The 15,774-nt window shown below is 44.1% G+C and carries 13 protein-coding genes; 11 read left to right on the top strand and 2 right to left on the bottom strand.

Annotation, left to right across the window (positions count from 1 at the left end; translation table 11 throughout):
• Positions 1-130 precede the first annotated feature (130 nt).
• Positions 131-742, bottom strand: a complete 612-nt coding sequence (locus AACT19_RS15285) for a riboflavin synthase (protein WP_029224555.1) — start codon at positions 740-742, stop codon at positions 131-133.
• Positions 743-1,168: 426 nt separating this feature from the next.
• On the opposite strand from AACT19_RS15285, the gene AACT19_RS15280 reads away from it, so the two are divergent.
• A complete protein-coding gene (locus tag AACT19_RS15280) occupies positions 1,169-2,539 on the top strand; it encodes an MATE family efflux transporter (RefSeq protein WP_017077263.1) in 1,371 nt (456 codons plus the stop codon).
• A gap of 118 nt (positions 2,540-2,657) precedes the next feature.
• Here the strand turns inward: AACT19_RS15280 and AACT19_RS15275 are convergent, their stop codons facing one another.
• Positions 2,658-3,500, bottom strand: coding sequence for a DNA ligase (locus AACT19_RS15275; RefSeq protein ID WP_076647102.1), 843 nt, complete (start codon positions 3,498-3,500; stop codon positions 2,658-2,660).
• A gap of 311 nt (positions 3,501-3,811) precedes the next feature.
• On the opposite strand from AACT19_RS15275, the gene AACT19_RS15270 reads away from it, so the two are divergent.
• The 10 genes from AACT19_RS15270 (at position 3,812) to AACT19_RS15225 (ending at position 15,648) form a co-directional block, all read left to right on the top strand.
• Positions 3,812-4,141, top strand: coding sequence for an STAS domain-containing protein (locus tag AACT19_RS15270; RefSeq protein ID WP_017094038.1), 330 nt, complete (start codon positions 3,812-3,814; stop codon positions 4,139-4,141).
• A gap of 62 nt (positions 4,142-4,203) precedes the next feature.
• Positions 4,204-5,040 (top strand): OmpA family protein, encoded by an 837-nt coding sequence (locus AACT19_RS15265; RefSeq protein WP_017077265.1) that lies wholly within the window; start codon positions 4,204-4,206, stop codon positions 5,038-5,040.
• Positions 5,037-7,136, top strand: a complete 2,100-nt coding sequence (locus tag AACT19_RS15260; protein ID WP_076647100.1) for an SLBB domain-containing protein — start codon at positions 5,037-5,039, stop codon at positions 7,134-7,136. The genes AACT19_RS15265 and AACT19_RS15260 overlap by 4 nt, the downstream gene beginning before the upstream one ends.
• Entirely contained in the window at positions 7,136-7,825 is a 690-nt protein-coding gene (locus tag AACT19_RS15255) for a tyrosine-protein kinase family protein (RefSeq protein WP_061024153.1), read from the top strand. The genes AACT19_RS15260 and AACT19_RS15255 overlap by 1 nt, the downstream gene beginning before the upstream one ends.
• 593 nt (positions 7,826-8,418) lie before the next feature.
• Complete coding sequence (locus AACT19_RS15250) at positions 8,419-9,411, top strand: ABC transporter substrate-binding protein (protein WP_076647098.1); 993 nt, start codon at positions 8,419-8,421, stop codon at positions 9,409-9,411.
• Positions 9,412-9,599: 188 nt separating this feature from the next.
• Positions 9,600-10,499, top strand: coding sequence for an ABC transporter permease (locus AACT19_RS15245; protein ID WP_004733798.1), 900 nt, complete (start codon positions 9,600-9,602; stop codon positions 10,497-10,499).
• Positions 10,492-11,724: a quaternary amine ABC transporter ATP-binding protein gene (locus AACT19_RS15240; RefSeq protein WP_017080492.1), complete on the top strand. Its 1,233-nt coding sequence runs from the start codon at positions 10,492-10,494 to the stop codon at positions 11,722-11,724. Before AACT19_RS15245 ends, AACT19_RS15240 begins: the two co-directional genes overlap by 8 nt.
• A 670-nt stretch (positions 11,725-12,394) precedes the next feature.
• Positions 12,395-12,805, top strand: a complete 411-nt coding sequence (locus AACT19_RS15235; RefSeq protein WP_076647096.1) for an Hpt domain-containing protein — start codon at positions 12,395-12,397, stop codon at positions 12,803-12,805.
• A gap of 226 nt (positions 12,806-13,031) precedes the next feature.
• Positions 13,032-14,543 carry a sigma-54-dependent transcriptional regulator gene (locus tag AACT19_RS15230; RefSeq protein WP_076647095.1) on the top strand — a complete coding sequence of 504 codons (1,512 nt, stop codon included), beginning with the start codon at positions 13,032-13,034 and terminating at the stop codon, positions 14,541-14,543.
• Complete coding sequence (locus AACT19_RS15225) at positions 14,524-15,648, top strand: glycosyltransferase family 4 protein (RefSeq protein WP_076647093.1); 1,125 nt, start codon at positions 14,524-14,526, stop codon at positions 15,646-15,648. The genes AACT19_RS15230 and AACT19_RS15225 overlap by 20 nt, the downstream gene beginning before the upstream one ends.
• The last annotated feature ends 126 nt before the right edge of the window (positions 15,649-15,774 follow it).

Here is a 15,774-nt window from a genome sequence, read left to right as displayed (position 1 = left end):
TCGATTTTGAGGCTAGCCTAGAAAAACACAAATACACAAAAATAGAAAAGAGCACCTAATGTGCTCTTTTTAATATCTTCGACTTTTACTTAGTGTCGTTTTGGGGGCAAATGCTATTGATAAACCGTCATTACGATTTCTGGTTTGCCAATACGCGCTCAACAGTATCAACAATCGCCTGTGTTTGAGGGTCGAATTCAATATTTACTTGATCGCCTACTTCACGGCCGCCAAACAGAGTACGATTCAGCGTTTCTGGGATCAGGTGAACAGAGAAACGGTTCTCTTCCACTTCACCGATTGTCAATGAACAACCATCAACGCCAATGTAGCCCTTGCTCAGCACATACTTCATTGATTCTTGCGGCAGCTCAAACCAAAGCGTACGGTTATTTTCTGTCTTAATCACATCAACGAGGTTACCCATAAGAGTAATGTGGCCAGACATGCTATGTCCGCCAATTTCGTCACCAAACTTTGCTGCACGCTCAACATTCACTTTGTCACCAACATTCAGTTGGCCCAAGTTCGTCAATCGCAATGTGGCTTGCATTAAATCAAAAGCAATCTGATTGCCCGAAATTTCCGTTACCGTTAAGCAACAACCGTTATGAGCTACTGAAGCGCCAATTGCTAACCCCTCAACCATTTCGTCACTTAACTCAATGGTATGAGTTTGAAACAACTCTTTTTTGTTTATAGCAACCAGTGTTGCCATGCCTTGAACGATACCTGTAAACATAAGATTCCTATTTAGCATTCTAGGGCGTGTTGACCTTTCGCGGTTAAATTTTGTTCGAGATAAAAGCGTTTTAATCGCGGCGAGGGGGAAGTAGCCTAGCATCCTAAGCAAATCTCCCTCAACAAAGAGTAAAACGTTTTTAGCCGAACCCTTCGGGCAGCGTTTGCTGGTCATTTTTACTACGTTATCGGCTTCTCATGTAGGCTAGCTACACATCAAAGCCTCTGCCCTGTAAAAATACCCAGCAACTCGCTGCAAAAATCAGCTCGAAAGATCAACACGCCCTAATAACAGTTTTTCATAGCAGTTATTGTGACATTTCTTTATGATTCGTCCAGTGGAAGCTTAAGATCATTGTCTCTGATTCCTTCAGAATGTCCTTTCCTACACTATTATTCTAATTTTCCCTCTTATTTGGAGTTGTTTGTGCATCGTTACAAAGAAGAATCCTCGAATCTAATCAAACTTGCGACCCCAGTATTGATCGCATCTGTTGCACAAACTGGAATGGGGTTTGTTGATACCGTGATGGCCGGTGGCGTAAGTGCCATCGATATGGCGGCGGTTTCGATTGCAGCAAGTATCTGGCTACCATCAATATTATTTGGTGTCGGTCTTTTGATGGCGTTGGTTCCTGTTGTTGCACAACTGAACGGTTCAGGCCGCCAAGTCAAAATTCCATTTGAGATTCAGCAAGGTGCATTTTTAGCGCTCGTCATCTCCTTACCTATTATTGGCGTGCTATTCCAAACGCAGCTGATATTGGAATGGATGGACATTGAGCAACTCATGGCGGAAAAGACCATCGGTTATATGAATGCGGTGATGTTTGCTGTGCCTGCGTTTTTGCTGTTCCAAACATTGAGAAGTTTTACTGATGGCATGTCTTTAACTAAGCCTGCCATGGTGATTGGTTTTATCGGTTTGCTATTAAACATCCCGCTTAACTGGATGTTCGTATACGGAAAACTTGGAGCCCCTGCTTTGGGTGGTGTTGGCTGTGGCGTTGCAACGGCTATCGTCTATTGGGTGATGTTTGCTCTGCTGTTCGCTTACGTTTTAACATCAAAGCGTTTGGCTAAAATCAACATCTTCGGGACGTTCCACAAGCCTCAACTTAAAGCTCAAATTCGTTTGTTTAGACTTGGTTTTCCAGTTGCTGCCGCTATCTTCTTCGAGGTCACGCTGTTCGCTGTGGTTTCCCTATTAGTTGCCCCATTAGGTTCATTGGTTGTTGCAGCACACCAAGTCGCGATTAATTTCTCTTCTCTCGTGTTTATGATTCCAATGAGTATCGGTGCCGCCGTGAGTATTCGTGTTGGCCATAAGCTTGGTGAAAATAACACTGAAGGTGCGAAGATCGCAACACACGTGGGTATCATCGTCGGTTTGGTAACCGCCTTTATGACAGCCGCATTAACAGTATTATTTAGAGAGCAGGTTTCGTTACTTTACACAGAGAACACGGCGGTAGTTACCGTTGCAATGCAATTGTTGTTGTTCGCTGCGGTTTATCAATGTACCGATGCAATCCAAGTTATCGCTGCAGGTGCTTTGCGTGGATACAAAGACATGCGTTCGATCTTCAACATTACCTTCGTAGCGTATTGGTTACTTGGTCTTCCTATCGGCTACATCTTAGGAATGAAAGATTGGATTGTTGAACCTATGGGCGCACATGGCTTCTGGATTGGTTTCATTGTCGGCCTAACATCAGCTGCCATTATGCTCGGTATGCGTTTGCATTGGATGCATAAACAAGACGATGATGTTCAGTTAGAGTTTAGCTCTCGTTAGATTCGTACTCGCTAAACCGGTATCGCCGTTATTGCATACAAAAAGAGCTCTGATTTTCAGGGCTCTTTTCGCTTACGGCTGTAAATGATTTAGGGGCGATTAGTTTATACTCAGGAGATTAGTATTCACTCTTCTCTCTAACAAAGCGCGCAAACTTGGGCTTTCCGTTTTGAGTAAAGCCATTGTATCGAAAAGTAATACGGCTGCCTATTTCGGGCGGTGCGAGCCTCATCTGGTCACTGAACCCACTTCCAATATAAAATTCCACACCCTCTTCTGTGTGAACCAAAATCGAACCCATCATCCCTTTATACTTCCCTGTTCCGCCTTTGTAACCAATAACCGTGGCTTCCGCATCGTGATGCCTTTTAAGCTTTAAAAGGTCATTACTTCGGCCTGCTTGATAGCGACTGGTGATCTTACGAAGCATCAAACCTTCACCATTACTCTCATCGACATTATCAAGTTGATGGAACAGAGCTTCTTCATTGTGAACCGGTACATGTTCGATGTAACTGACATGAGGTTCTCCAATCATGCTTACCCAATGCAAGATGTTGTAATAGCGCTTTTGATAATCACCAGCAGCCCCTGGCATATCAAACAGCATGAAATCTATTTGGCGCCACGCTAAGTCACTAGGCGTATGATCGAGGACGGTAGATTGGACTAAGTGGAACTGACCTCTTCCTGCCCACAACTCCCCTTCGAGATGTACCTTAGGCAAGTTTTTTGTAAACCACTTCGGTGAGTAAATGCGATTTCCGTTTCGAGTATAAAGGTGTTGTCCGTCCCAAAGAGCCCGAATCCCGTCAAGCTTTTCACTCTTCCAGTATTCAGAAACATCAATGCCTTGTTGGTATGTATTGGCCAGTACCAAATGGTCAGGAGGTAAATAGGATGAATGAGAAGAAAGCGAACACGCCCATAGAGTTGCTATCGCCAATTTAGTTAATCTCATCATCTGCTCCGTATTGATATCTGTAGTGCTCAACAAACGCCTTTAATCCTAAGCGTTCTGACACGTAGGTAGACAACCTTTGCTAGAAGATGCGATCCACACATCAACCTTATTTAACTTTCGATTTCATTCATATAATTAATGACTTATGGGTCTCAAATGTTCACCCATTTTTAGTTCTCATATTGAGAAATCGATTTTCTCAATATGAGATAGAGATTAGCGACCAAGTTAAGCTATTGAAAAATATACACATAAAAGTTGGCACATTCAGTGCAATTGTCCATACATACTCAAAAGGAGATATCGCTATGGAACTACGTAAGATTGATTTAAATACAACGACACTGACTCTTTCTATCTTCGGTGATTTAGATGCTGCAGGTAGCCGTGATGCTCAGAGCGATATTGACGATGTAATCTCAAATGATGGCCATCCTGAAATCGAAGTTGATTTTAGCCAAGTTGAGTTTTTAGATTCATCTGGTGTTGGCGCAATTGTTTACATGTTCAAACGCCTAACTGAGCGCGAGCGCAACATGCGACTTGAAAATGTGACTGGCCAGCCTCTTGAAATTATGAACTTGCTACGTATTGGCCACGCTATCCCAGTAAATTCAAAAAATCCTACAAATTCATGAAGATCCACTAAGCTAGAAGTAACAAAACATAATAATAAAAAGTAAAAACATAGGACGTTGGCATGAAAATACTGAAAAACTACATAGCCCTTTCTCTGTCTGCTTTGGTTCTAGGTGGCTGTACTAGCTACCCTGAACAAGGCACCGGCGGTTTGGCTGAAAGTTATGACTCTATTAATTACCAAAATTCCGACTTTTCTCCTGTCATGCCAGACGAACCTCTTGGTCCTGAACACGGATTACGTTTTGATTGGCAACTGGCTAAATTACATCTTGATGCTTTGATTCAAGAAGGCGCCCGTTGGTGCTTCCCCGCTGCTGTTGTGCAAGCGATAGAGAAGCAAAATCGAATCGCTCGTGAACTGCAAGGTGGCCTGCTTCTAGATGCGGCCAACGACCTAGTCATTCAAAGAAAACGCTTAAACGAACTTGAAGTCCAACTGGACTATGTGACCTCACAAGCCCGCTGTGAACCACCAAAAAATGAAAACCAATTTAGAATGCAATTGTCGGTTATCGAACAGTTGTACGACCTGCTTAACGTTGACAACCAATTCGCGGAAAACTCTACCGAAGTCAATCCCAAGTACATGGGACGACTTGCCGAGGCGACCACACTACTGAAAGAACATAAATCTCTAGACCTTGTTGTTACGGGTCATGCCGATGCTACGGGTACCGAAAAATTTAACGATGACTTGGCACTTGGACGAGCTAAACAAGTCGAACGCTACCTAACTATTTTTGGCTTAGGTGCTCAGCGAATTAAAGCCGTGTCTGTGGGTGAAACTGTCCCTCTTTTTGAAGGCGAATCAGACGGTACGCGTTTAACTAACCGCCGAGTGAGTATCGAAATTATCTCCCCTAAAAATGCCGAGAAAATGGGAGGTGGATTATGAAATTATTGATCGCTTTTATCATCACCCTATCGTTAAGCTTTACGAGTGTCGTGAATGCGAGCGAAGAGTTTTCAGACGCGGTTCAAGTCGGTGACCTTATCCAAGTTAACGTACCCGGTGAAAGTACGTTAAATACGGGGTTCCAAGTCGATAAACGTGGCCGCATAACCCTTCCTGAAGTTGGCGCCGTATTTGTTGCGGGTTATGACAGTGAGCAGCTTAACAAAGTCGTTCTAGAATCACTGGCAACCGCTTATAAAGATCTTTCGAACGCTTCGGTGTACGTCAAAGAACAACAAATCATTATTTACGTTCAAGGTTATGTAGAACAGCCTGGCGAATACACACTGGCATTGGGTTCTAGCATCCAAATGGCGCTTTACGCAGCTGGTGGATTACGTCCGGGAGCACAACTGGACAAATTGATTCTTAAGCGAGGCGCGGACAACAAAGAGTTTAACTACAAACGTTTCCTTGATTCAGGTGACGAATCAACGCTACCTACTCTGCAATCACTCGATTCGCTTTTTGTTCCAGCATCGCCATTAGTAGGCAATATTGAACAAGAGTTCGATGCAGCAAAGCTTGCTAACTCTGGTGACAGTGCCGACTCTCGTAATTCGATTAAAGTATTTGGCGAGGTAAACGCACCGGGTTCATTCACTTATAAAGAGAGCACCGATCTTGTCGATGTACTAATGCGCTCGGGCGGTGTGACTCGTTATGCCAGTGTTGAACAAATCCGAGTAATTTCAAACAACACGCCTACGCTGTTCAACCTTAAACGTTATTTAGATTCTGGTGACGAAAGTCTACTTCCGATCTTACGCCCAGGTGCAACCATTTTTGTGCCGAAGCAAGAAGAAGAGATCAAATCCGGCGCCAACATGGTTTACGTTATGGGTGAAGTTGCCGCTCCCGGCGCTTTTGAAGGAAAAAGAGACGCCACCTTCATGGATATCCTTGCGAATGCTGGCGGTCCGACTCGATTTGCAGAATCGCGCCAAATACGTGTGATCAAAGCGGATGGCAGAGTACTTAAATTCGATTTAGCGGCTTACACAGAAGGTCTACCTAACTCTAATCCACCGAGCATTAAAGCCGGTGACGCTATTTTCGTTCCAGAGAAAACCGACATGAACGAGAAGTCTTGGTTGAAGATTGCGCCAGACAGAGCGGTTAACGTTATCGGTGAAGTCAACCGACCTGGTCGTATTGAATGGTCAGATGAAATGAACTTCATGGGATTACTGGCTCATGTTGGCGGCCCTACGCTACGAGCTGACACATCAAAAATTGAAGTTGTGACGGGTAGAAAGATGGTTGTGTTTAATCTTGATGATTTCATCAGAAATGGCGCGCCACGAGATCTGATGCCGCAAATTCGTGCCGGCTCTATCGTCCGTGTCCACGACCTACCACAAGATCCTTCAGACAATAAATCTCAATGGGTACGTCAAAGCTCTGATGCTTCGATCTACATTTTTGGACAAGTGAATGCGCCGGGTCGTTACCGCTTCACCAAAGACATGCACTTTCTAGACATTTTGTCTGCGGCTGACGGCCCTACCAAGGATGCTGATATACACAACGTTCGTGTCACGCATCGTGATAAAACCTACTCTAAAGTAAGCAAACTCAATTTATCACTGTACTTCGAAACCGGTGACGAATCCTTGCTGCCAAACGTAACCACTGGTGACACCATTTACATTCCAGAGAAAGGTAAAAACTGGTTAGACACACCGAAAGAAGAAACCGTCCGTGTGCTTGGTGCGATTAACAACCCAGGTCGCTATGTGTTCAACGACAACATGACGATTCTAGATATATTGGCAGAAGCGGCAGGCCCTACTGACAATGCTTACGTAGAGAAAATTACCATTGTGAATATGTCTTGTTGCCAAGGTCAAGCTCGTACCTTCGACCTTGTTGAATTCAGCAAAACAGCCAATATTTACAATCTACCAGTACTGCGCGCTGGTGACACTATCTACATCCCAGATCGCCGAGAGAGCTTTATGGAAAAAGCTCGTGTAGGTCTAGAAGACATATTACGTCTAACAACAATGATCGTCTTAATAGGAGCTTTATAATGACAATTTCAGCGACCCATGCCGAAGTCGAGCAACTGTATTTAGCTTCTGAACTTAACGGACAGAAATCGATTTGTGTGACTGCCTGTCATTCAGGTGACGGGGTAACTTCTGTTGCAACTGCATTAGCAGAACGTTTTCTCCTTGCTGGTCATTCTACGCTTTATGTTGACCTCAACTTATACAACCCCGCTTTCAAAGATTTGAACATGTTAGAAGACAGTCAACAGGGGCAGTTAATAGAACATGTTGAGTCTCACCGGATGTTCATTGGTGTCCCGGCACCTCAAGTGGCATCAACACAGCTTGCTTATAAAGACCCGACAACGTTACAAAAAGTGGTCAACAAATGGCTAGAGAAATACGACAGAGTCATCATCGACACCTCACCGCTTCTCAACATTAACAAAGGGAATATCCCTGCACAGTCTGTTGCGAGTGCCTGTGACAGCACATTGATGGTTGTCGCCTATGGTGAAACGTCAACTCACCACCTAGAACAAGCGAAAAAGCTGCTTGATGCTCAGAGTATCAATCTAATGGGCAGTGTGATGAACATGAAACAAACACCTAGCTTTGCACAAGAGTTGGTAAGACAAATCAATCGAATGAAATTCCTTCCAACTACACTTCGCGATAGCTTGGCAAACAAGCTGTATCAAAATGAGTTTTTAAACCTGCCGATGTAACTTTTTCGCGCCACTGTAACTCTCTTGTACAACTATAGCTTTCTTGTACAACTGTATGGCTGTCATTGATACCATGACAGCCGCCTACCCTATTAAATTTCAAGCCCCGACATCTCTACATAGCCCAAAACCAAATTGGGTGTTTTTGGCGAAATTATTGTTAAAAATAAGATTTTAAAAACCATTCAACGCATTTCACACACGTCAACCATGGTCTTACCACCTTTAAATCCCTTCAAAAATCAACAGCCCTAAGCCTAACTTTAGCGGTAATGTGACACAGACGGTTAAAGTGCCATGTAAATCGCATCAAAGATGGAATTCGTACGATTATTCCCTAAGATTATAAATAGAGGTGGTTTTTGACGAATTTGTAATAGTTTGACAAAGTTATCCGATGGCTGTTGAAACACAGTGGATGAATTGGCAAATCACACTTCACTGATTTTGCACGTTTATCTATTCAAACTTCACCCATCCCTCCTTCTGCTCAAATGGTTCAAATACACGGAAAGGATCACCATCGAGCAATTTAGATAATCAATTTACCTTGGTTACCTTAGTTGTATTATTAAAGAGAAAGGAAACTCAATATGAAATACAAGTTAAGCTCCGTATTTTTGTTAGTAGCAGCAGCCAGCGGTAATGCTAACGCTGGAGAATGTGGCAGCGTAACAATCGCAGATATGAACTGGAACTCTGCAACATTGATCGCCAATATCGACCAATTCATCCTTGAACATGGTTATGGGTGTGATGCTGAACTTATCCCTGGCGATACTATGCCAACAGGCACGTCTATGATCGAAAAAGGCCAGCCTGATGTTGCACCTGAACTTTGGAGCAACAGCTTAAAAGACGCATTAGATAAAGGTGTTGAAGAAAAACGTCTTCGCTACGCAGGTAAAGCACTTGTGAACGGCGGCGAAGAAGGCTTTTGGGTTCCAGCTTACCTAGTTAAACAGTACCCTGAAATGGCAACCATCGAAGGCGTACGCAAAAACGCAAGCTTATTCAAACACCCTGAAGACCCAGATACATCTGCATTCTACAGCTGCCCAGCAGGCTGGAACTGTCAGATCAGCGCCGGAAACTTGTTTAATGCTCTTGAGCTAGAAAACAGCGGTTTCACGATTGTTGATCCAGGCTCGAGTGCCGGCTTATCTGGCTCTATCGCAAAAGCTTATGAGCGCGAAGAAGCTTGGTTTGGTTACTACTGGGCGCCAACTGCCGTTCTAGGTAAATACGACATGGTTAAAGTTGACTTTGGTAGTGGTGTTAATGAACAAGAGTTCTTAACTTGTACCACCAAAGAAGACTGTGATTCACCTAAAGCGACCATGTACCCGCCTTCACCCGTTCACACTATCACCACTGAGAGTTTTGCGTCACGTGCACCTGAAGCTTATGACTACTTCACTAAACGTGGCTTCACAAACGACAAGATGAACTCCCTGCTTGCTTGGATGGAAGACAATCAAGCGGATGGTGAAGAAGCGAGCTTGCATTTCTTGAGTGAATTCCCAGAAGTATGGCACCCATGGGTTTCTCAAGAAGTCGCTAAGAAAGTTGAAGCCGAGCTTTAATCGCAGCATTTCGATAGCCGTTATATTTCAATGATAGCTATATTTCGAAACGCACTAAGACTAAGCACTAAGCTTCAATAATACGGAAATAACGTCGCTATACTTGATGTTATTCATGATTCGGAGCCCTTTTCATAGACGATTACCTCATCGCATGAACAAGTGGCTCCGAACTATAAGGATATAAAATGGCTGACACCAATTGGTTATCAACCTTTCCAGAGATGGAACGCGCTGATTTACGAACCATAAAAAAGACGCTAGATGGCGCATACCGTGAATTCTCTCGAGAATACGGTGAAATGATTGAATCTCTATTTGACCCTCTTCTTTCATTCCTTGTTTGGTTTGAAAAACTTCTTATCTCAACCCCTTGGATTATAGTCCTCGCCGTTTGTACAAGCCTTGTCTACGCCGCGAGTCGTTCTTGGAAACTGGCTTTAGGTTGTGTCGTTTCTCTGCTTCTTATTGGTTACTTTGGAATGTGGGAAGACACCATGCGGACGCTCAGTATCATCACTGTTTGTACCTTGGTTTCGATATTCTTAGGCATTCCGATTGGTATTGCGATGGCTCGTTCAAATCGAGCGCAATCTATCGTTACACCGATGCTTGATATCATGCAAACCATGCCGGCATTCGTTTACTTGATCCCAGTGGTGATGTTACTCGGCATCGGTAAAATTCCAGGTCTAATCGCTGTGGTTATCTACGCTATCCCACCTGTGATTCGTTTAACTAACCTAGGCATACGCTTAGTCGATAAAGAAGTCCTTGAAGCAGCAACCGCTTTTGGTGCGAGCAAGAAACAACGCTTATGGGGTGTTCAACTCCCTCTAGCAATGCCAACGATCATGGCGGGTATCAACCAAACCATCATGATGGCACTGTCTATGGTTGTTATCGCATCCATGATTGGTGTGAAAGGCCTAGGCCAACCAGTTCTTAAATCCATCACCAACCAATATTTCACATTAGGCTTGATGAACGGTTTTGCCATTGTTGCCCTCGCAATTCTTTTTGACCGCGCTTCACAGGCATACGCAAGAAGAACCAATGCGCATTTAGGAGGACTCAAGCATGACTAAACCATTGATTGAAATTAGTGGTCTATACAAAGTGTTTGGACCGAAACCGATGTCTGTTATGAACCGAGTTCAGAACGGTGAACACAAAGATCAGATTCTTGCGGACACAGGTCATACCGTCGGTTTAAAAGAGATTAATCTCGAGATTAACCGCGGTGAAATCTTCGTTATCATGGGGCTTTCCGGCTCGGGTAAATCGACTCTAATTCGCCACTTCAACCGTTTAATTGACCCAACGCAGGGTAAAATTATGGTCGAAGGCATTGATGTAATGAGCCTCAATACCAAGCAATTAGAAGAGTTCCGCCGTCATAAAATGTCGATGGTATTCCAACGCTTTGGCTTAATGCCCCATCGCACCGTGGTAGAAAACGTTGCATACGGGTTGGAAGTGCAAGGCATCAAAAAAGAAGACCGTTTAACGAAAGCCAATGAATGGTTAGAAACAGTGGGTTTGAAAGGTTACGGCAAGCAGTACCCTGCGCAACTTTCAGGTGGTCAGCAACAACGTGTTGGCCTTTCTCGCGCTCTGTGTACTAACGCTGAAATCTTGTTAATGGATGAAGCCTTTTCGGCACTCGACCCTTTGATTCGAAGTGAAATGCAAGATCAGCTCATTGAACTGCAACAGAAGCTTCATAAGACGATTGTTTTCATCACCCACGATTTGGATGAAGCACTCCGTCTCGGCGATCGAATCGCAATTTTGAAAGATGGCGAGTTGGTACAACAAGGTACGCCACATGAGATTCTACTGAATCCTGCTGATGACTATGTAGAGGCATTCGTTAAAGACGTAAACCGTGCTCGTGCATTGACGGTTGAAACGGTTATGCAGCCTCCTCTCTATCGAATCACTTCAGAAACGATTGAAGGTGCTCTGGCACAAATGAAGATGCTGAAAAACGATTACGCTTATCACGTAACGGATGAAGGCTATCAAGGCCTAGTCACACAAGAGAGCCTACAAGACGCCGTTGAAGATGCCTCTGTTCATGACTTCAGTGATGAGATTTACGAAGAGGTACCTGCTGTTTTACCTGATGCGGTAATTGAAGAAGTACTTCCAGACACTATGTCTTGTGACTACTCCCTCCCAGTTGTCGACGAAGAAGGTAATCTGAAGGGTGAATTAGAGAGAAGCGCCGTTGCTGATATCTTCTCTGAAAGTAGCGAGGAAGAAGTAGAAGCCGACCCAAAGCCAAAGATTGATAAAGCTTCGTAGTTCTACTTTTCGTTATTTAAAGCACGGCTGTTTAAATTACTGCTATTTGAGTTACAGCTATTTAGATTAGCCTAAACTACTTAACCCGCTCTAAGACCACTGTTGTTAATTGACCGCAGTGGTCTTTTTTATTTGTATCGGCCTCGTTTTCTCCTGAGCTAGACCCCTACCTTAGGCTTTATAAGCACCTAAGTTTATATTTCATAAGAGAAAACAAAATTAAATCAGTTCGTTAGGCTTGTCACAAACCCTGTAGCAATATGAGTGAGATGGTAATTAATTGCCCTGTTTATACGGCAAGCAGTTGAAATTATTCTAGAAAATGACTAGAACTTAATAGGGGCTGTTGACCTTTCGAGCTGGGTTTTGCAGCATCTTGTGGAAAATCAATACAAGGAAGAGGCTTTGACGTGTAGCTGGCCTACATGAAAAGTCTCTAACGCAGTAGAAATGAACCACAAGGGCTGCCCGAAGGGTTCAGCTAGGCGCCCCCACAAAAATAGTTTTATGCTTTGTTGAAGAATATTTGCTTAGAATGACTAGGCTACATACTCTTCGCCGCACCTAAAACGATTTTGACTAGGCGTCCCCATTCGAACAAAACTTAACCACGAAAGGTCAACAGCCCCTTTACTCATGGATATTACGCTCAATAGAAGGACTTAGTTTGATGAATTCCACTTTAGCGTCAGACACAGCTGCACATCTAAACTCACAAGAAGTTAGCGAGCTTGTTGATGAAAGCGTTCTAGAGCAAATGATTCGAGATACAAGTGCGGATATTATCCCGATCTTGATCGACCATTATGTCGAAGAATCACAAACACGCTTGGTCGCCATAAAAGAGGCTGTCGCTCAGAACGACGCTCAAACACTTGAGTTCGAGGTCCACACTCTTGGCAGCACGGCCCTATCATTAGGTAATCGCCCTTTGGGTGAGTTGGCTCGCGCTTTAGAGAAGCAATGTTTAGAACAGAGTCATGATGCGGCATTTCGACAAGTTGACGAATTACTAGAACTCGCAGAGCGTTCAATCAAAGCCTTGCTTGAAAGAAAAGAGGCTGGTTTCAGCGAGCTCTGAATGCTCATCAGTGTAAGTGTCGGTATCAGATAAAAACTCAACATAGTCGTTATCAATATAGTCACCATTAACATACACTCCGGCGTGACCAACAACGCGAGAAAGTACACCTATCGTTTCTTAAGAGATTGCATGCGGTAGATAACAAATACACAAGTCTCGTGTTGATGGATACATACCACTATGTTATTGATTGGTTAGGATAAAGTTTCAAAAGGAATACACAATGCGCCCTAAGGTATTGTTAGTTGAAGACTCCACCTCACTCGCCGTACTCTACAAGCAGTACGTAAAAGACGAGCCCTACGATATTTTTCACGTCGAAACCGGCGCGGAAGCTAAGATCTTCATTGAAAGGCACTCACCACAGCTTGTTATTCTCGATCTTAAACTGCCCGACATGCCAGGCGAAGAAGTCTTAGATTGGATAAGTGCGAACGAAATACCGACCGCCGTCATTATCGCGACAGCACATGGCTCAGTTAATATTGCTGTAGATCTCATCCAGCGCGGTGCGGAAGACTTCTTGGAAAAGCCAATTCAAGCCGATCGACTCAAGACCTCTGTCCGCTTACATCTAAAAAGAGCGAAACTCGAAAACCTCGTCGATAACATGCAAAGCAAGTTCGATCGTGACCGTTTTCATAATTTCATCGGCTCTTGTCTACCCATGCAAGCGGTTTACAAGATCATTGATTCGGTCGCACCAACCACTGCCAGCGTGTTTATTAACGGCGAAAGTGGTACGGGTAAAGAAGTGTGTGCGGAAGCGATTCATCAAGAGAGCCAGCGTAATGGTAAGCCCTTCGTTGCGATTAACTGTGGTGCTATCCCTCGAGACCTAATGGAGAGTGAAATCTTTGGTCACGTTAAAGGTGCATTTACCGGAGCAACAGCCGACCGTAAAGGTGCAGCAATGCAAGCGCATGGCGGTACCCTATTTCTTGATGAGCTTTGTGAAATGGAACTGGAGATGCAAAAGAAGCTCCTTAGATTTTTGCAAACCGGTACGTTTACTCCACTCGGTGGCAACCGCGAGATTAAAGTTGATGTCAGAATTATCTGTGCGACCAACCGCGACCCACTGGTTGAGGTAGAAGAAGGACGTTTTAGAGAAGACCTTTACTATCGTGTTCACGTCGTGCCTATCGAGATGCCACCGCTTCGTGAACGAGGAGGTGACATTGTCACCCTTTGTAATCACTTCTTGAAGCTGTACGCGAAGCAAGACAAGAAGAAGTTCAAATCAATAGACAAAGAAACGCAGAATCTACTTAAACGTTATGCGTGGCCAGGCAACGTGCGTCAGCTGCAAAACATCATCCGTAACATCGTGGTGTTGAACAATGAAACAAGCGTGACCAAAGACATGTTACCGCCTCCGATTAATAAAATAGACGCAGCTCCAACCTCGAAATCAGTGACACCAATTCGAGTAGCGGCGCCCCAATCTGTTGTTGTGGAAGCCCCCGAAGCTAAGTTGCCACCGATTACTCCTGAAGAGTTGGAGCAATCGTCAGTTGTTCCCGCTAACAACGACCCGATGACGCCCGCATTTACAACAAGCGAAGGTTCTATTCGTCCAATGTGGCAAATAGAGCGCGAAGCCATTCAACACGCGATCAATCATTGCGATGGGAATGTGCTAAACGCTGCTGTGTTGTTAGAACTTAGCCCTTCTACCGTTTACCGTAAGAAGCAGGCTTGGGAATCGGAAGATGAGTACAATCAAGCCTAGCCAAGGTGTACTCAACGTAAACCTTCACGAGATTTGGCTGTTGATCGACAGCCAAACTTTTGGAGGTATAGAAACGCATGTTTTAGAATTAGCACAAGGCCTGATTTCTGAAAGCGCTCAGTATTCAGATGCTGTTCGAATCGTTCTTTTGACTCAGTTTAATCCTGAAGCGATCATCGTTGAAAAGTTGAATACGCTGAACATCCCTTTTAATTACCTCTCCGATTTAGCCTTATGCTGTTCAGATTCAAGCGGCAATAGCGCGACACAGCTTAAACGTGCAGTTCAACATTATCAGCCAAGGCTTATTCATGCTCATGGTTACAAAGCCAGTTTGGTCAGTAAACTCATCAAGCTCCCACCGTGTTTTAACAACACCAAACAAATCACCACTTATCACGCAGGTGAAACCCCAACAGGCAAAGTATGGCTTTATGACTGGCTCGATCGTTACAGCAGCTTTCTTTCTGATCAGTCGCTCGTGGTCAGTGAGAAGATTAAAGCGAAAGTACCGAGTAAAACCCATCAATTGAATAACTTCGTTAAAGTCCCAACCGGGTTAACACCCCTCCCTTCATCAAGCCCATTCCATGTTGGTTTTGTGGGCCGATTAAGCCATGAAAAAGCGCCTGATCGATTTGTCGCATTAGCCAAACAGTTTCCTGATGTTAGGTTTGAGCTTTTTGGTGACGGACCAGAAATGGACGTCTTAGCTAAATCGCAGCCTGATAATGTGACCTTTCATGGACATCAGACCAATATGGACGACGTCTGGAGCCAAATCGATTTGTTAATCATCCCTTCCCGCTTCGAAGGCTTACCTATGGCGGCATTAGAAGCCATGATTCGCGGTATTCCCGTTCTCGCTACCTCAGTTGGTAACTTGCCTAAGCTCATCGTGCACCAAGTTAATGGCTACCTCGCCAATTCAGAATCTGATTCAGAAACAGCGTTAGTACTAGAACAGCATTTATCCTCGTGGATGTCATTGACGTGCGAGCAACGTGACTCTCTCAAGAGTAACGCGATAGAAACCGTGAAAGACCAATACTCGCCACAAGCTGTTGTCCCGCAGTTGTTGGAAATCTATCAACTCGACCGTTAATACTCGTCTTAATAGGTAACTGGTTATTTTAGCTGGATAACTTAACCGTTCTAGTCAGTCTTATACTGATTCTCAAAATGACAAAACTCACCTCAAGGCTAAGCCCTCACTTAATAATCCAACACT

Source organism: Vibrio sp. 10N.222.47.A9 (genome assembly GCF_963872585.1).
In the GTDB taxonomy this organism is placed as follows: Bacteria; Pseudomonadota; Gammaproteobacteria; order Enterobacterales; family Vibrionaceae; genus Vibrio; species Vibrio splendidus.
This window is presented reverse-complemented; position numbering and strand designations above follow the sequence as displayed.